Annotated in this window: 17 protein-coding genes and 1 tRNA gene; 2 read left to right on the forward strand and 16 right to left on the reverse strand. The window is 60.7% G+C overall.

Going from position 1 to position 17606, the window contains the following annotated elements; all coding sequences use genetic code 11:
* Positions 1–63: 63 nt before the first annotated feature.
* From G1C94_RS06565 to G1C94_RS06640, 16 genes are all read right to left on the reverse strand, one after another.
* Positions 64–1065, reverse strand: coding sequence for an NAD(P)H-dependent glycerol-3-phosphate dehydrogenase (locus tag G1C94_RS06565; protein ID WP_335341219.1), 1002 nt, complete (start codon positions 1063–1065; stop codon positions 64–66).
* Between the two features lie 239 nt (positions 1066–1304).
* Positions 1305–2186 (reverse strand): lysophospholipid acyltransferase family protein, encoded by an 882-nt coding sequence (locus G1C94_RS06570; protein WP_172146623.1) that lies wholly within the window; start codon positions 2184–2186, stop codon positions 1305–1307.
* 60 nt (positions 2187–2246) lie between these two features.
* The gene (gene murA / locus G1C94_RS06575) at positions 2247–3572 is read right to left on the reverse strand and encodes a UDP-N-acetylglucosamine 1-carboxyvinyltransferase (protein ID WP_172146625.1); all 1326 of its coding nucleotides are present in this window, start codon (positions 3570–3572) and stop codon (positions 2247–2249) included.
* 108 nt (positions 3573–3680) lie between these two features.
* A complete protein-coding gene (locus tag G1C94_RS06580) occupies positions 3681–4373 on the reverse strand; it encodes a hypothetical protein (protein ID WP_172146627.1) in 693 nt (230 codons plus the stop codon).
* Positions 4374–4650: 277 nt separating this feature from the next.
* Positions 4651–5346, reverse strand: a complete 696-nt coding sequence (locus G1C94_RS06585) for a DUF3800 domain-containing protein (protein ID WP_172146629.1) — start codon at positions 5344–5346, stop codon at positions 4651–4653.
* Between the two features lie 201 nt (positions 5347–5547).
* A tRNA-Gly gene (locus G1C94_RS06590) sits at positions 5548–5621 on the reverse strand.
* A 183-nt stretch (positions 5622–5804) separates the two neighbouring features.
* The gene (locus G1C94_RS06595; protein WP_172146631.1) at positions 5805–6653 is read right to left on the reverse strand and encodes a GRP family sugar transporter; all 849 of its coding nucleotides are present in this window, start codon (positions 6651–6653) and stop codon (positions 5805–5807) included.
* Positions 6654–6753: 100 nt separating this feature from the next.
* On the reverse strand, positions 6754–7389 hold the full coding sequence (locus tag G1C94_RS06600; protein ID WP_172146633.1) for an RpiB/LacA/LacB family sugar-phosphate isomerase: 636 nt from the start codon (positions 7387–7389) through the stop codon (positions 6754–6756).
* Between the two features lie 81 nt (positions 7390–7470).
* Entirely contained in the window at positions 7471–8145 is a 675-nt protein-coding gene (gene eda / locus G1C94_RS06605; RefSeq protein ID WP_172146635.1) for a bifunctional 4-hydroxy-2-oxoglutarate aldolase/2-dehydro-3-deoxy-phosphogluconate aldolase, read from the reverse strand.
* 45 nt (positions 8146–8190) lie between these two features.
* On the reverse strand, positions 8191–9171 hold the full coding sequence (locus tag G1C94_RS06610) for a sugar kinase (protein WP_172146637.1): 981 nt from the start codon (positions 9169–9171) through the stop codon (positions 8191–8193).
* 21 nt (positions 9172–9192) lie between these two features.
* Positions 9193–10005: a gluconate 5-dehydrogenase gene (locus G1C94_RS06615; protein WP_216656926.1), complete on the reverse strand. Its 813-nt coding sequence runs from the start codon at positions 10003–10005 to the stop codon at positions 9193–9195.
* A gap of 54 nt (positions 10006–10059) precedes the next feature.
* Positions 10060–10890, reverse strand: a complete 831-nt coding sequence (locus G1C94_RS06620) for a sugar phosphate isomerase/epimerase family protein (RefSeq protein WP_172146639.1) — start codon at positions 10888–10890, stop codon at positions 10060–10062.
* Between the two features lie 7 nt (positions 10891–10897).
* Positions 10898–12640 (reverse strand): hypothetical protein, encoded by a 1743-nt coding sequence (locus tag G1C94_RS06625; protein WP_172146640.1) that lies wholly within the window; start codon positions 12638–12640, stop codon positions 10898–10900.
* A 56-nt stretch (positions 12641–12696) separates the two neighbouring features.
* Positions 12697–13578, reverse strand: a complete 882-nt coding sequence (locus G1C94_RS06630; RefSeq protein WP_172146642.1) for a carbohydrate ABC transporter permease — start codon at positions 13576–13578, stop codon at positions 12697–12699.
* A complete protein-coding gene (locus tag G1C94_RS06635) occupies positions 13578–14498 on the reverse strand; it encodes a carbohydrate ABC transporter permease (RefSeq protein ID WP_335341220.1) in 921 nt (306 codons plus the stop codon). Before G1C94_RS06635 ends, G1C94_RS06630 begins: the two co-directional genes overlap by 1 nt.
* A 102-nt stretch (positions 14499–14600) precedes the next feature.
* Positions 14601–15857: an ABC transporter substrate-binding protein gene (locus G1C94_RS06640; RefSeq protein WP_172146646.1), complete on the reverse strand. Its 1257-nt coding sequence runs from the start codon at positions 15855–15857 to the stop codon at positions 14601–14603.
* Between the two features lie 374 nt (positions 15858–16231).
* Between G1C94_RS06640 and G1C94_RS06645 the strand changes: the two genes are divergently transcribed.
* Both G1C94_RS06645 and G1C94_RS06650 read left to right on the forward strand, forming a co-directional pair.
* Positions 16232–17338, forward strand: a complete 1107-nt coding sequence (locus G1C94_RS06645; protein WP_172146648.1) for an ROK family transcriptional regulator — start codon at positions 16232–16234, stop codon at positions 17336–17338.
* A partial coding sequence (locus G1C94_RS06650) for a hypothetical protein (protein WP_172146650.1) occupies positions 17335–17606 on the forward strand: 272 nt, incomplete at its 3' end. The genes G1C94_RS06645 and G1C94_RS06650, both read left to right, overlap by 4 nt.

A 17606-nucleotide genomic window follows, 5' to 3' on the forward strand; every position in this document is an offset into this window, starting at 1 on the left:
CTCTTGCTCTCAGCCGGCTTTGTTGTGTTGGGTTGTGTTGGGTTTGTCTTGGCTTGTGTTGGGTTATTCGACGGTGATGTCGCTGCCGAACAGTTGCGCGAGCATATCCGCACAGGAGATGCCCTCCTCAAGCACGCGGTTCATGGCCGAAGCCAGCGGCGTGGGCACGCCGTACCGCTCGCCGAGCGCGACCACAGCCGCTGTGGTGGGCACGCCTTCGGCCACGCCGTTGCTTGCCTTGGTGGCTTCGTCCTTGCTCATGCCCTTGCCCAGATTCGCGCCAAATGTGTAGTTGCGGCTCAACGGCGAGCCGCAGGTGGCGATCAGGTCGCCCACGCCAGCGAGCCCCGCGAAGGTCTTCGGATTCGCGCCGGCCGCTTCGCCCAAAGCGGTGAGTTCGGCCAAGCCGCGCGTCTCGATCATGGCGGCGGTGTTTTCGCCGTACCCCGCGCCGCGTGCCATGCCGACGGCGAGCGCCACCACGTTCTTCAGGCTGCCGCACATCTCCAAGCCGATGACATCGGTGGTGACGAAGGCCTTGAAATAGTTGGTGGTGCAAGCGCGCGCGACCTTCTTGGCATTGTCGATATCCTCGCAGGCGACCACGGTGGCGGCGGGCTGCTCCTGGGCGATTTCCTTGCTGAGGTTCGGCCCGGACACGGCGGCGAAATGGCTGGCGTCAAGACCCAGCGATTCGCACACGACCTCGTCCATGCGCTTGTTGGTGTTGCGTTCGATGCCTTTCATCAGGCTCACGACTATGGCGTTCGGGGGGATCAGCCCGTTGAACGGTTCGAGGGCGACGCGCGCGAACTGGGCGGCGATGGCCACCACGACGATCTCGGCACCCCGCACGGCTTCGGCGCGATCGCCCGTAGCCGTCATGTTCGCGGGCAGTTGCTCGACAACGGGCAGGCGCACCTCATTGCAGTGGCGGTCACGAATGCCTTCGACGATCTCCGGTTCGATGGCCCACATCGTCACGTCGTTGCCTGCGTCGGCCAGTACTTTGCCGAAAGCGGTACCCCATGCTCCGGCGCCTAGAACTGTAATATTCATCGGCACGCCTCCACATGGGGTGCTGTCACATTACCTCGCGGCTGCCGCCGCTCGGCGTCGCCTACAAACAGCCCACCGGGCTGTTTGCCTAACGGCGCCGCCCCTGCTCCAGCGCCCAAAACCGTAACGTTAACCATTCACGCGACCTCCTGTACCTCACGACTGCCGCCGCTCGGTGTCACTTACAACGGATAAGCATGCTCGCCGTTATATATTTATTCTCTTTGCTTGCGCTGTTGTTAATGCTACTGCACGACACGCTGCATTGTGCGGTAATCCCAATAGCCAGCCGGGGCCTCAATGCCTCGAATCTCGGCCATAATCTCGGTCATGCGCACACGAATCCGCCGCGTCAGCTCGTCCGCAGCCTCGTCAGGGGGCCATTCACCCCATGATTCGCCACCCTCAAGCAGGTCGGAATAATCAAGCCGGGCGTCGTAGCACATCACCACGTTCTTGCGCGGCCACGGCCACCAATGGTTGATGCTGGCCGCGCCCCACGTCACGGCGCAATACAGCGGCACCTGCTCGCCCAAGCGGCGCGAGGATTCGAGCGCGATCATGCCCACGCCGTTCTTCATGCTCATCGGCCACTTCTGCGGGTCGCGCGTCACTGTGCCCTCGGGCCACACCGTCAGGGGCCGCCCGGAGGTGAGAATGTCGACCGATGTCTCTTCAATGGCGCGCGCTTTGCCGCTGCGACGTTCGACTGGCTGCATGCCGACCAGCTGGAACCATTTGCCGATCAGCGGCCACGATGCCATCTCCGCCTTGGCCATGTAGCGCGGGCGGCGGCCCTGGTGGAACAGCGCCATCATCGGGATGAACACGTCGTACATGGTCACATGCGTGGCGGCGGTGATGAACGGGCCGGTTTCAGGGATGTTCTCGATGCCCCACGCGCGCACTTTGCTACGCGTACGCACCACGCGGTCGCAACCGGTGAGCAAGCGCCGGGTGGCTTTGGGGTTCTGCGCCGCGATTTCGGCCTCATTGGCCTGGCGAGGGTCGCAGGGGAAATCGTGGGTGATGTCGACGAGATGATGCCGCTTCGCAAGACGCGCGACCTGTTCGTCGCTCAATGCTTCGACCGCCGAGCGCGGCGAGGGCTTTCCTTTGGATACCATGCTTCCCATTGTGCCCCACAGCATGCCCGAGGGCTCGTGGGGACCATTCGTAAGTATCCGTCAGTCGAAGTTGGCACCGAGCGCGGCGAGTTTGCCTCGGAAGTCGGCGTAACCGCGGTCGATCAGCGAAATGCCATGCACATTGGAAGGCCCTTCGGCTGCGAGCGCGGCGATCAGGTGACTGAAGCCGCCACGCAAATCCGGCACGTCGATGTCGCGTCCCGTCAGGGGAGTCGGCCCGAAAATCACAGCGGAATGCTTGTAGTTGCGCTGCTGGAAGCGACATGGCAGGGAGCCGAGGCACTCGCGGTACAGCTGCACCGTCGCACCCATCTGAACCAGCGGCTTGGTGAAACCGAAACGATTCTCATACACCGTCTCGTGCACAATCGACAAACCCTTGGCCTGAGTGAGCGCCACCACCAACGGCTGTTGCCAGTCGGTCATGAAACCAGGGTGCACATCCGTTTCGATGGCCACCGGCTTCAAGTCGCCGCCCGGATGCCAGAAGCGGATGCCCGCGTCGGTGATGTCGAACTCGCCGCCAATCTTGCGGAACACATTCAGGAAGGTCATCATCTCGGGCTGCGTGGCACCCTTGACGAAAATATCACCGTGCGTGGCGAGCGCCGCCGAAGCCCAGGAAGCGGCTTCAATGCGGTCGGTGAGCGCGGTGTGCGAATAACCCTTCAACGACTTGACGCCCTCGATGCGGAACGTGCGATCCACATCCACGGAAATGATCGCGCCCATCTTCTGCAGCACGGCCACCAGATCCATGATCTCCGGCTCGGTGGCGGCACCCGACAGCTCGGTTTTGCCTTCGGCCAGAACAGCCGCGAGCAACGTCTGCTCGGTAGCACCGACGGACGGGTACGGCAGGTGGATTTTCGCGCCGTGCAAGCCGTTCGGAGCGGTGATGTGAATGCCGTCCTTATGTTCCTTATTCACGTCCGCGCCGAGCTTGCGCAACGTCTCCAAGTGGAAGTCGATTGGCCGACCGCCGATGTTGCAACCACCCAAAGCCGGGATGAACGCCTCACCCAAGCGGTGCAGCAGCGGGCCGGAGAACAGGATCGGGATGCGCGAGGAACCGGACAGGGTGTCCACGTCGGCCACGTCCGCGAGCTTGACGTTCGTGGCATCAATGGTGACCACACCCCCGTCGCCGTCGACGTCCACGCTCACGCCGTGCAATCGCAGCAAATCGGACACCACATGCACGTCACGAATCTCAGGAACGTTTCTTAAGACGCTGACGCCGGGCGCAAGCAGCGCCGCCACCATCGCCTTGGAGACGAAGTTCTTCGCGCCGCGCACCTTGATGGTGCCCTGCAACGGCCGGCCGCCCTCGACATGCAGCACATCGTTTTTGTCTTCAGCCACGATTCGCTCCTCGTTTCTCCTCACGCAACACACTGCATTCCAGTTTGCCATATACCATGTGCGAACAGCGTGAAAGCGTGAATACGGGCACAAGCAGCCCATCGCCGCTCACACCGCGCCGAGCAGTCCGCCGAACAGCACCACCAGCAATCCCGCCACTTCAAATACGAAAAACAGAATGAAGGAAACCCAGCTGCGCGTGAGCACATTCAGCGGCGAATCCTTCTTAATCACCACCAGCAGCCCCACCCACACGACGGCGAACACGGCCAGGGCGAACCCGGCGGCGATAATGCCGAGATTCGCGGCGTTGGCCACGGTGGACGAGTCGCCGTACATCACGTAGGTGACGTACCAAAAGTTGAGATTCAGCAGCGACAGCCCGGCGATGAGCTGTTCAAAGGCGAAGGCGAAGGCGAACAGGATGCGCCACAGCCAGCGCTTGGAATCGACCGCCGCCATCCCCAGGCAGGTGAACGCGATCAGCGTGGCCGCCCACGAGAGGAATGCCATGCCCTGCGGGGTGAAGGCGCTGAAGAACTCGACCACTTGCGCGGTGTGGTGCGCCGCGAGCAAACGCCCCAGCCAATACGGGGCAATGGCCGCCACGAGCACGCCGAGGAAATAGGCCACCCAGTGCAGTGGGCGCGAACGACGCCGCTCGATGTCGGCCAGCGACAAATCGGTGTCGGCGATGGTGGCCTGAGGATGCTTGGACACCTCCACGACTTCGACTTTGCCGTCGATGGCCTCCCCCGCCTCGTTGCCAGAGCGCCCGCTCAAGCGTGCATCGCCTACCATGCCACCCCCAAGATATCTTAATGATCTACGAGCTCTAGCTCATAGTAACGCTAAATGAATCAAGGGAGATTCCAACACGAGCCTGTCAGCCATAACAAAACGCATCGAATCGCGGGACGCGTTTAATGTGAATAGGATGATGTATCTCAGATTATGACACAAGCCGCTTGCGGAAGATGCTCGGCGGAGACTACGATGAAAATCAAGATCGGCGATAAAAATACCACGGGTGTTTTTCCCCGCAAGGGGATAGCCGATCTTAAATCTTCAATCTTCCCTAGCTTTCCTCGTCAATCTGTTCTCTGCCCCATGGATACCACACTTCGGCGGCCATCTTCGGCTGGATGAACCTGTTGTAATGCCCGCTTTTGAGACCATTCGAGAGTATATGCCTTTGAATGGCCCACAGTCCGTAGTCGGCCACCTGGAGCCCCGCGCTGGAATTGGAATCCCAGATATGCGGAACCACATGCACCTGCCCTCGGTCGAACTGCGCGCACACGTCACGCACGGCATCCCTCACTGCCCTCTCTCGACTGCTCAGGTTGATCTTGGCCACCACCAGATGCACGACAATCCGGTTCTTTCCGTCCCAAAGTTCGCGGATCAGATCGCCCGTATGGCTGTACAAGGTCCATTTGTACAGCCAGAGTTTGCCTCTTGCTTGGAGGTATGGATACGCCCTCTGTTTCGCCATGAACGTGGCGTAGAACCGCACATCCATGTTGCCTATGCACTCGAAGAAGCATTGCTTGGTGTCATTGCTGTCATGGGAGGCATGGAAGCCACTCTGCACTCCCTGTCGCGAAGCTCGGGCGCGCAGCACCTTCATGTACTCGGCGCCATGCTCACCCTCGAACACGGCGCTACCGAACGCGAAGTACGGTTTGCTGTCCGGATCGTAGTCCGGCGTTCCCGTTTCGTCGAGAAAACACCAGTACTCATGATCCGGGTCGTTGAAATCGGTCTCCATGGAATTATCGTCCGTTTCCTTTTGTTTCCTGCTCGTTGTTCCCTCGCTGGTTCCGTCCGGTCGAGATCGCTTTATAGGTCACTCTATCGTGTTCAGAATAGGGCATGATTGCGCAAAAACTTGCAACGACGGAACATCGCGAGCGCCGATGAAAAAGCCGAAAAACCCTGCAAATGCTTGGGTTTTCCAGCTGTTGTTTGATGGAGCGGACGACGGGAATCGAACCCGCGTAATCAGTTTGGAAGACTGAGGCTCTACCATTGAGCTACGTCCGCGTGACCGCCGTGCGCCGGCGCGGCCGGTGCAACGAAAGCCGTGTGCCATTATACACATGGGCCGGGCCGCGCACCCCGGCACATTCCCATGGCGCGGTGTTCTCCCGGTGGCGCGGTGCCGCAAAACGTTGCAATTCCAACAACACCGCGCCATGGGAACACCGCGCCATGGGAGCTGGGTGGTTAGGCGGTGACCATTAGGGCGGCACCGGCGATGAGTACGACCAAGCCGACGGCGAGATAGGCGATTTTGCCTTTGCCGGCGGCCTCCTTGAGCACGATCGCGCCGGACAGGGTGGAGACCAACACGTTGAGCTGCGAAAGCACGAAGGCATTCACCATGCCGATCATGCTCATCGCAATCAGATACGTGGATGCCGCAACGGCGAAAATCAGGCCGGAACTGATGTTGCGCACCGTCGCGCCATCGACGATCTCCCGGTAAGAGAAGAAGCCGATCAGGAACGCGGACATCAGCATGCCCAGCGACTGCGGCAGGAAACCCTGCAGCTTGTTGTCCACGCTCGCCATCAGCGGGAAGGCGGAATACAGCCAATAGCCGGCTGTGGAGAGCACAAGGATGACATAGTCGCGCGGTTTCGCGTTCGGGGATGCCGTTCCCTTCCCGTTCGTCAGGTACACGCCGACGACAATGATGACCAGCGCGACCAGGCTTATCACAATATCTCGCTGGCCTTCCCATTCGCCGAAGAACAGCCCGCCGATTATCGAGTTGCCGATGATTTGCAACGCGGTGGACAGCGGCATGGTCACGCTGACGCCGAGATGCGTGTAGCAGTAATACTGCCCCGCCTGGCCGAAGCTCCAGCAAAATCCGGACAGCGCGAATAGCACCCAATTGACAGTGGAAAGCTGGTAGCCGCAAATGACATGAATCGCCGCGGCCACGAACACGATGCCAATCGTCGTGCCCAACAGTTGGCTGCGGAAAGTTCCCTTGCCCACTTTTTGTAGCCACAGAGGAAGTATGCCCCAGAATATGGCGGGCAGAATGCCGATGAGAATGCCCATTGCGAGTCCCTTTTTCTACTGCAGAATAGAGGCGTTGCGCAAGCGTCGTCATGACGCACCGACGTTTGCGCAACGCCACAGATAACCGATATGCCGCCTTTTACAGCAGGCCGAGCACGTAGTCCTTGATTTCGCCTGGTTCGGCGTGTTCGGAGAAGAGTTCCTTGAAGTGTTGGCCGGCGAAGGCGCCCTTAAGAAGTTCGGGGTCGAGGTCTTGGTAGATGTCGGTCAGGGGACGGTAGGCTTTGGCGCGCACCTGGTCCAGGATCTTCTTGTTGCGCTGTTCGGGCTCGACGCGCTCCTTGGGGTAGCCCGAGCCGGGCTGTTCGAGCCACATCTGTTCGAAGATGTACTTGAGTTGGAGTTCCTGGCCCCATCCGTTTTTCAGGGCGAAGGGGATGGCCATGGCGTTGCCGTCGTTGATCTGGGCGAAGGTGTACGCGTCGAGGGGGTCCTCGACGTGCCCGCAGATCACGCCGGGGAAGCTGTTCAGGGCGAGCATGGCGCCCTCGCCGGTGCCGCACCCGGTGACCACGAAGTCCGCGGCCCGGGTGTTGAGCAGCGCTGCGGCCAGGATGCCGGTCTGCACGTAGGTCAACTGGGCGGTGTCGTCGGCCGCGTACATGCCGTAGTTGTCGACCTGGAAGCCCTTGGCGTCCGCCACCCCCTTCAACGCCCCGTAGATCAGATTGTTCTTGGCGGCCTGGGAGTTCTCGTTGATCAAAGCGATACGCATGATGTTCACTCGTTCCTTTCGATTATGGTTATCGGTTTGCCGGATTGGCTGTTTGGTTTTGGTTGGTGTGTATTTCGGCTGTCAGTTTCCCGTTTGTGCGTGTTTGGCCGCGATGACCGGCTCGAGCAGGGCGCGCGCCTTGCGGCACGCCTCGCTGACCGCATTCCAGTCGCCTTGCTTCTGGGCCTGGGAGGGCACGGGGAAGCTGCCGCCCACGGCGAACACGTTCGCAAGGCTCATGTAGTCGGCGGCGTTGTTCAGGCTCACGCCGCCGGTGGGCAGGAAGCCCATCTCCGCGAACGGGCCGGACAAGGCCTTCAGGGTCCTGGTGCCGCCGTACGCCTCGGCGGGGAAGAACTTCGCATAACGAAGCCCGCGGTCGTAGGCCTTCTCCACGTCCGAGGGCACCGCAGTGCCCGGCAGAATCGCCACACCGTGCTCCAGGGCCCAGTCGACGACTTCCTCGTCGAACGCGGGCGTGACCAGGCCGGTGCAACCCGCCTCCACCGCCGCGACGGCCTGTTCGGGCGTGTGGACCGTGCCCGCGATCAACGTCACCCCGGGCACCATGTCACGGATCCGTTTCATGCCTTCGATGGCATGGGGGCTGCGGAACGTGACCTCGGCCACCGGCACCCCGCCCGCCTCAAGGGCACGAGCCAACGGCACCGCCTCCTCCACCGAATTCAGCGTCACCAGGGGCACCACGCCCACTTCGGCCAAACCTGTTATCAGATCATCCGTCATGATCGTCATAATCTCCTTGAATCTTGAATATCGTCTTGTCGATTGGCGTGCCGTTCATGCGGCGCGCGGGTGCGAGACGGTGAACGCCTTCAATTCGCTTGGTGTGGGCAGGCCCTCGTTGTCGGACTCGTGCTGCGTCTGAATCGCGCCCAACGCGCAACCACGCACCGCCGCCGAAGCCAAATCCTGGCCTTCGAGCAGCGCGGAGAGCACGCCGGCGGCGAACCCGTCACCACACCCCACCGTATCCACCACACGATCGACCACAAACCCCGGAACATAACAGGAACCCGAACCCGTGGCGGCCAAGGCGCCGCGCGGCCCGTCCTTGACCACCACCGCCCTCGCACCATTGTCCAAGAAGGCCTGCGCCACCGTTTCCGGGGTCTCGGCGCCGAACAGCTCGCGTCCCTCGGCCAAACCCGGCAACACCAGGTCGGCCTGGGCGGCCAGCTCGCGCAACGTGTCGCGCATCGTATCCGCGTCCGGCCACAGGGCGGGCCGCAGATTCGGGTCGAACGACACGAACACACCACGCTCGCGCGCCGCCTTGACCAACGCATACGACGCCTCAAGCGCGGTTTCGCTCAACGGCGGCAGGATACCGGTCAGATGCAACACCGAAATACCCCGCCAATCGAGCGCTTGCACGTCCGCCGGCGAAATCGCCGACGCGGCCGAACCCGCACGCCGATAAAACGTCGTCGGATCACCATGACTGACCCTGGACTTGAGCATGAACCCAGTCGGACGCGACCCATCACGCACCACCAAAGAGCTATCCAGACCGTTGGCCCGCATGAAACCCAGGATCCGATCGGCGAACGGGTCACAACCCAAACGGGTCATATACACCGGCTCCTGGCCCAGGCGCTTCAGGCCGACCGCCACGTTCAACTCCGCGCCAGCCGTCGACGCCGCGAAATTGCGCACCTCGCTCAGGTCGCCCTCCTCGCACGCGCCGAACAGAGCCATCGCCTCACCCACGAGAAGCACCCTGCCCGGGCGGATGCCGCTCACGGTCACGTCTGCCATCACAACCTCACCCTTGTCCGATCAGGCCGGCTGCTTGCCGATATACGCCAAAATCCCACCATCGACATACAAAACATGGCCATTCACGAAATCAGACGCACCCGACGCCAAAAACACCGCCGGACCCATCAAATCCTCAGGAGACCCCCAGCGAGCAGCCGGAGTCTTCGCAATAATGAACTGATCAAACGGATGACGAGAACCATCAGCCTGACGCTCACGCAACGGCGCCGTCTGCGGAGTCGCGATATAACCCGGGCCAATCGCATTACACTGAATATTCGCCTCGCCATACTCCGAACAAATATTGCGAGTCAGCATCTTCAACCCGCCCTTCGCGGCAGCATACGCCGACACCGTCTCACGGCCCAGCTCACTCATCATCGAACAAATATTAATGATCTTGCCGTGTCCCTTCGCGATCATGCCCGGCAACACCGCCTTCGAGACAATAAACGGCGCATTCAGATCGATGTCGACGACCTTGCGGAAGTCCGCGACGTCCATCTCCAGCATCGGCACACGCTTGATGATCCCCGCATTGTTCACCAAAATATCCGGCGTGGTGCCGAAATCCTTCTCGACATTGGCGACCAAGCCCTTGACGGCCTCCTCATCGGTCACATCCGCGACATAACCCCTGGCCTCGATGCCGGCCTCCTTGTAAGCGGCCTCGCCCTTGTCGACCAGCTCCTGCTTGATGTCGTTAAACGCAATCCTCGCGCCAGCCGCCGCAAACGCCGAAGCGATGGCGAAACCGATACCATACGAGGCACCAGTCACCAGAGCAACCTTGCCTTCAAGCGAGAAACTGTCCATAGAGAAACCGGTCATGAGATATCCTTCCAAATCGTTGTTATTGCTGTTATTGCTGTTATTACTTAAGTGCTAGAAATCGGCGTATCGGCTCACCACGCGCGCGATCGCCTCGCCTTTCGTCTCCTCGAACACCACCGAAACCATGGGGCGGTATTCGTTAACGAGGTTTAGCATCGTCTCGGTTTGCAACAAACCTTCGCCGTTGTTGCACGACTGCACCTGCTCCTGGCCCTCCACAATGCGGTAGTCGCGCAGGTGCACGGCCACGATGCGGTCGGCGAACAGGTCGAAGCCCTTCTTGGCGTAATCGACCTGATTGCCGTAATTGCCCGCATACACCAGAGCGGTGGGGTCGAACACGATGCCGAGGTACGGCGAGTCGATGTCGTCAAGCAGTTGCCGCGCACGCTCCACCGAATAAATCGGATGGTTGATGCCGGGCTCGATGCCCACCACCGTGTTCATCCGCTCGCCATAGGCGACCAGCCGCGCGATGACGTCCCGGGTTTCGGCATACACCTCGTCCGTGAAGTTGCGTTCGTCCACGACGTTGGGCACCTCGCGCACCGAGCCTGTTTCACTGGCCACCACGGGCGCGCCGAAGAAACGCGCGTTGCGCAGGTACGCCTCGAAGCGGCGCAGCAGCGGCTCGCGCTTGGCCGGATCGGGATGAATCATGTTCATATAGCAACCGAGCACGGCCACCGATGCGTCGTGACGCGCCAAGGCGCGGCGGGCGCACTGGCCCATCCCCGGGTTGACTCGCTCGCAGAGTTCGGGGAACTGCACCGGCAACGCCAGTTGCACGCCGTGCACCCCGTATCGCTGCATCTGTGCGGCCAAATCCTCAAACGTCGAAACTCCCGGCACATCATGGCCGCGAACCGCGATATTGATCATGCGCGCCTCACCTCGCCATCGGTTCAAAACGCGCGGTGAGCACGAAGTCGCTGGAGGTCACACCGCTGAACTTCACCGGCGTGCCCACGATTCTCGGGCCGCCGCCGACGAAAGTGACCGTTTCGCCCGGGTCGTATGCCGTGGGCGCGGTGCCAGCCTCCTCGTCGTGGGTGAGCGTCAGTCGGGTGTCGCCGGCCTGGGCGATCACCGGCGAACCGACACGAGCGGCCCACATCGAGCCGTCGAACTCGACACCTGCGTCAATCCGAAGATCGTCGCCAACCAAACCGACCACGCAGGCGAATGTCGTGCGCGGCCCGTCGAAATGCACCCGCACGGTGAAGCCGTCGTCGCTCAGCTCGACGTCAACGGTGGAGCGAAGCGTCATTTCGTCGCGGTGGCGCTTGTCGAAGGACATCTGCGCGAAGAAGCGACCCTCGTAAGTCATCGGATAGCGTCCGTCACCTTGGATGTACTCTTCCTCAAGCGGCTGGTAGTAGCCGCTGGTACGGCTTTCCTCAGCAGTCCAGCGCATGCCGGTGCGCCGGATCGCTGTGGGGCGCAGCGGCCCGATGTCGAAGAAATCCGGGGCCAGCCGCAGGGTCGTTACGCCCAGTTCGCGCGTATGGTAGTCCATCAGCGAAGCGTTATTCGCCAGCCCTGAAGCCACGCGATACGTTGCGTCGAAATCCGAGCCGGCATACACAGTGGCCGTCCGAAGCGGATGCGCGGTGTCGTCAAACCACAGCGCGCGCGACATCTTCGTATCGAGAAAGTCCACGATGCGCGGGCCGGCATCACGGCCGACATCACGGCCATCCGCCACCTGCGGCAGAACGGCGCACACGCGCTCGTCAATGAGCAGCTCCGTGAGGTGACGCGCCGGATCGTCGATGTCGCGCTCGCTCAGCTCGTGAGCGAAGGCCACCACGTCGGCGTCCGCCTTGACATTGGCAAGCAGGCGCGCTTGGGAGAGGAACGGCTCGGGATCGTAGGATTCAAACTGATCCTGACGACGCGACTGCATGGTTTCCAACGTGCCGTCCGGCTGCATGAGCAGGGCATTCGCCTTCAGGCTCTTGTTGACGATATCGAGGAAATCCTCGCGGCGCAGCCGTCGCGCCATGGCGATCAGGCATGGGTTGGAAACATGCGCGGCATAGTTGGGGCTGCGTTCGCTATACAGACCGTCCGACTGGATGTCGATGTGCTCGGCAAGCCACTGATGCGCCCGCTCGATAAGTCGTTTGTCGTCGAGCAGAACGCCGAGGCCGACCAAGGCGCTGGAAATCTCCCAGCGGTGGTTCGGCGTGTGGATGCCGCCGACGAGCATGGCGGGCGCGGCCTTGCGCGCGATGGACATCAACGGCTCCTTGACCACGGCCATGACTTCCGGCGAACAGCGGTCGAGCCCGACCAGCTCCATCGCCAGGCACAGGTCATTGATGGTGAAGCCGCTGTCCGGCGGGGACACCAAGTTGTCTCCACCGCAGAACAGCCCCTCGTCCAATTGCAAATCGGACAGATGGGCGACCAGCGCCGACAGGCAGTCGAGCAGTTGGCCGCCGTTGGCCATCACCGTGTCGGATGAAACGGCGCTCAAAGCCACCATGCCTTTGATGAGTTCCATCGTGGGGCGGTGAGCCAGATTGGCAAGCGTGTATTCGTCAGACGTGGCAGCCAGCACATCGGCGGGAATCCGGCGCTTGGCCGCGTCAATCACCTTTGCTTTGTAAGAAACATCCAGCATGGAGAACTCCTTCGTCCACTGCGGGGCCGCGCAAGACGACCCCGCGCAAACGGGCATCAGCCCTTGAAACCGGCGTCAGTGTCCGCGCCGACAATGTACTTCTGGCAGAAGCAGAAGATCAGCACCAGCGGAATCATCGAAATCACAGACGCGGGCAGCAGCACCGCCCAGTTGATCTTCTCGGCGCCGACCAGCGAGCGCAGCGCGACCTGAAGCGTGAACTTCTTCGAGTCGTTCAGGATCAACAGCGGCCAGATGTAGTCGTTCCAGCGCCACTGGAAGGAGAAGATCGCCAGCGTGACGATGACCGGCTTGGAAATCGGCAGCATGACTCGGACGAAGATGCCCAGTTCGGAGCAGCCATCCACGCGCGCCGCCTGCATCATCTCGTCGGGGACGGTGATGAAGAACTGACGGAACATGAAGATGCCGGTTGCCGTGATGATCGAGGGCACGATGATACCGGCCAGGGTGTTGTACAAGCCGACGTCTCGAACCACCAGGAACGAGGGGGACATGATAACTTCGGTGGGCAGCATCGTGGTCAACAGGATGCCGATGAAGAACAGGCGGGTCCACCAATAGTCGTACTTGGCCAACGCATAGCCCGTCATGGCGCTGACGATGATGGTGAGCACCGTGGTGATCAGCGCGACGACAGCCGTATTGGCGAAATAGTGCGCGAAATCGATGGTGGTCCACGCGGTGACGTACCCCGAGAAGGTCCACTTGCGCGGGAAGAAGCTCAGCGGCACCGCGAACAGTTCATCGGCACCCTTGAAGGACGACAGAATCAGCCAGAACAGCGGGAACGCGAAGCAGATAACCAGGAACCACAGCATGATGGTGGATGGCGCGCAGTCCCTGAACTTGGCCGCCAGGCGGCCCTTCGGCTTATTGGTTGTGGCGGCTTTGGCCGCAGCAGTAGAAGCACTCATCACTTACCCTCATTCCGCTTGTTGAACCACATCTGAATCAGCGAGACGATAACCAGGATCACCAGCAGCACCATCGACGCCGCGGAGGCGTAGCCGATGCGCGAGTTCGAGAAGCCCGTCTCGTAGATGTACTGCACGACCAGTCGGTTCGACTTGCCCGGACCGCCTTCGTTCAGGGCTTGCACCATGGCGAATTCCTTGATGCCGTTGATGGTGCCCAGCAGCACCACCATGAACGTGGTGGGCGCGATGCCCGGCAACGTGATGGCGCGGAACTTCTGCCATGCGTTGGCGCCGTCAAGGGAGGCGGCTTCATACAGGGATTCCGGCACGTTCTTCAGCGCGGTGATGAACAGCAGCATGTTGAACGCCATGCCGGCCCACACGCCAGCCAGCACCAGCACAAGGAACGAAAGGTTCGCGTTGGTGGCCCAGTGCAAAGGCTGGCCTCCGAGGGACTCGATCACGGAGTTGACGATGCCGAAGCCCTCGCCGAACATCCAGCGCCAGATAAGACCGGTGATAATCGGGGACACCAGCCACGGCAGGAAGAACAGCACCTTGGCGATGGAAGAACCGATGGCGCGCCGGTTGGTCACCAGCACCGCGGCCAGCAGCGACAGGCACACGTTCAGCGGCACCGAGCAGATGATGTACTCGAAGGTGCGCAGCAACGCCGACCAGAACGCCTGGTCCTGAAACAGTTCGACGAAATTTTCAAGGCCGACCATCTTGTATTTCGGCAGGCCCTTGTAGTTGGTAAAGGAATAATACAGACCGATCGCAGCCGGCCAGATGAAGAAGATGGCATACAGTATTATCGCCGGAACTATCAGGATAAACGGCGCCGCGATGGGCTTCTTCAGCTTGCTTGTCTTCTTCTTGTCATGTCGTGATACTTCGGTGTGTGTCGCAGTCACAGCCATTGCCTCCTCGCACGTTCTGCCACCGATTCGAATTGCAAGAGGCGCCGGGCCGCGGCACCGCGCTGGGCGATACCGCGACCCTCAACGCCCGATCCGTCACTCATCGACGGTGTAATACTTGGTGAACTTGGTGTTCATGTTCTTGATCGCCGTGTCGACATCCTCTTCGCCGGAGAGATACTTGATCGTCTCCTCCTTCATCGGATCGTCGCTGGGCAGCACGCTGCCCTTGAGCGCCAGCTGGAGCTGAACGGTGATCTGGTGCGCGAGCACATCCTGATCGGACTTGGCGATCTCCTCCTGGAAGAGCTGCATGTCCTCGTTGCGCTGCTCGAACGTCGGCGTGACGCTGTCGAGGGCCGACAGATAGTTGCCCTGCTGGCAGAACTTGCTGTAGACGTCCTTGGAATAGAACCAGTCGAGGAACTGCTTGCCCGCTTCGGAATAGGCGACCATGTAGTTGGTGCCGACGTTGGTGGCGCGGGTGGGCTGCGAGGGCATCACGACGGTCTTCCAATCAAAGGAGCTGATCGAGGTGACGAAATCGGCCACCTGCCAGTTGCCGGAATAGTAGGCGGCAACCTGGCCGGACTTGAACAGCGAGGACGGATCTTCGCTGGACAGCCACACGGACTTGGGCATAATCGAATCGTCGTTGATGTTCTTCAGGTACTCCAGCGCGGTCTTGGCCTTGTCGTCCAGGGCCCAGCTGCCGTCGGACTGCTGCTGCACGCCCTTGGAGCCGAACTGATAGAGGAAGGAACGCTCGCGGTGCGTGGAGGCATCCATCACCATGCCGTACTTGGCACCGGTGGCTTCCTGCACCTTCTTGAGCGAATCGATGAACTCGTCCCACGTCCAGGAGCCGTCGGCGCTCGGGTAGGAGACGCCGGCCTTGTCGAACAGGGTGGTGTTGATGAACAGGCCGACCGCCGTCAGATCGGAGGGGATGGTGAGCACCTGGCCGCTGTCGTTCTTGACGATCAGGCTGTCCATGACTTCGTACTTGGTGGCCAGATCGGACAGGTCCTCAAGCTGGTCGGACCACACCGGGTCGATCTGGGGCACGCGTGCGATGTCCGGCAAATCGTTCGCCTTCACGGCGTTGGAGAGCTTGGTGCTGAGGTCGGAATAGGGAACCTCCATGACGTTGACTTTGACGCCCTTTTCCTTCTCATACTGCTCGGCCAGCGTCTTGTAGGCGCCGTTCTGGTCGTCAGCGAACGTCAGGGTGATTTCCTTGGCGTCGGAACCGCTATTGCTGCTTGAGCTGGAGGAACCGCAGGCGGCCATGGAAAGCATCAGCGTCGCCGCGAGCGAACCGCCGATAATCCGCTTGACTACTTTGTTCATTTTTCTACACTCCTTTGTGTCTGTTGTTGCTCCGTACTTCGTTACGTACAGTTTGAAGTATCAGATTGTTAACTAATATAACACATCATTTTGAGAAAAACTATTTTCGGATGAAATATTTTGATCTTTCTATCGGCAAATCAGTGCATTCGTAAGGAAAATAAAAACTAAACCATATAAGGCAGCGAGCCATAATCGAAAACGCGAGCGCGCCACGGAGCACAATTATGCTACAATTATTATCAGCGTAATAATAAGTATGGAGACAGTGGAGAAACAGCCGGTTGGCCGCCCCACTTACATAATGGAAAGGCAACGAGGCCTCCTCCATTATCGTCGATACACATTTATAAAGCGGCGCGTAAAGGAGTCTTATGGCAAAGATATCCCCCACAGGTGGAGTCGTGCCCACTAGCAGCAAGGGCACGATTCTCGAATCGCTGTGCATGCACTCCCCCCAATCACGCTCCGAACTGGCACGACGGACGGGCTTTCCCCTGCCCACCGTGCACCGCCTGTGCGCCCAGCTCAAAGGCGACAGACTGATCGAAGACACCGGCGAAACGCACGACGGCCCGGGCCGGCCGGTGCGACTGCTCAAATTCAACCCCAAAGCGCACGCCTCCATCGCCATCAACATCCGCAGTTGCCGCATTGACGGCGCGGTGTTCGGGCTGGACGGCACGATCTTGCACGAAGAGACGACCATCTGCAAGGAGGACGACGACCAACGCGTCACGCCGCAATACCTGCAGCTGTCCATCCAACTCATCAAATCGCTGATCGGCTGGGCCGAAAGCAACAACATCGCACACACCGGCATCGGCATCGCGCTGCCGGGCATCGTGCGGCCCAACGGCACCATCGACGCGGCGAACGAGCTCGGGTGGAACAAGACGCCGTTGCGTTCCATCCTGCAGACGCAATTCGACGACACCATTCTCATCGAGAACAACGCGAACGCCTTCGCCTATGGGGAGTTCATCTCCATGAACGAGGCGAAGAAGAACCCCGCGGTCGGCTTCATCATGCGCCCTTATGGCGTGGGCGCCGGCATTGTGTCCAACGGGCAGATTCTTCACGGGTTCCACGGTTCCGCCGGCGAGCTGGGGTACATGCTCACCAGCAGCAGCTCGCTGGGGCGCTATTACCCCACCGGGGGCAACCTGGAGAAGCTGATTTATGGGATCGGCCTCACCGGCGAAACGGCGGCGGCCGACGACGGCAAAGTGCGCGAGATGCTGGACTTGGTCGCGCTGTCGATCGCCAACCTGTGCCTGATCGCCGACCCGGAAATCATCGTCATCGACGTCAAGGACGTCATTGACGAGAACACGCTGATCCAAGGCATACGCAACCGTCTTATCGGGCGCATACCCAACGTGGCGGAAATCACGGGGACGCGGCTGGGGCAGAAGGCCACATTGATTGGCATCGGCGTGCTCACGGCCCAGGCAATACGCGGAAAGGTGTTTCAATGAGCAATGAGGCGTTTATTCATACCATCCGCGACGTCAGCGCGCTCAGGCCGCTCGTCGGCGTGGATGTGGGCGGCACGAAAACCCGAATCGACATCGTGCGGGACGGCCTTGCCGACAGCTGGACCACCCCGAGCGACACGTGGCGCACCAACAGCGACAGCGTGATCGAAAACGACATGCTGCGCCTGGGCAAGATCATCGTTTCGCGGCTGGAGCAGGCGGAGCGGTTGGAACCTGTCTCTTATCCCCCTCTCCGAGCCCACGAGAC

The organism is Bifidobacterium panos (assembly GCF_012932445.1).
Classification (GTDB): domain Bacteria; phylum Actinomycetota; class Actinomycetes; order Actinomycetales; family Bifidobacteriaceae; genus Bifidobacterium; species Bifidobacterium panos.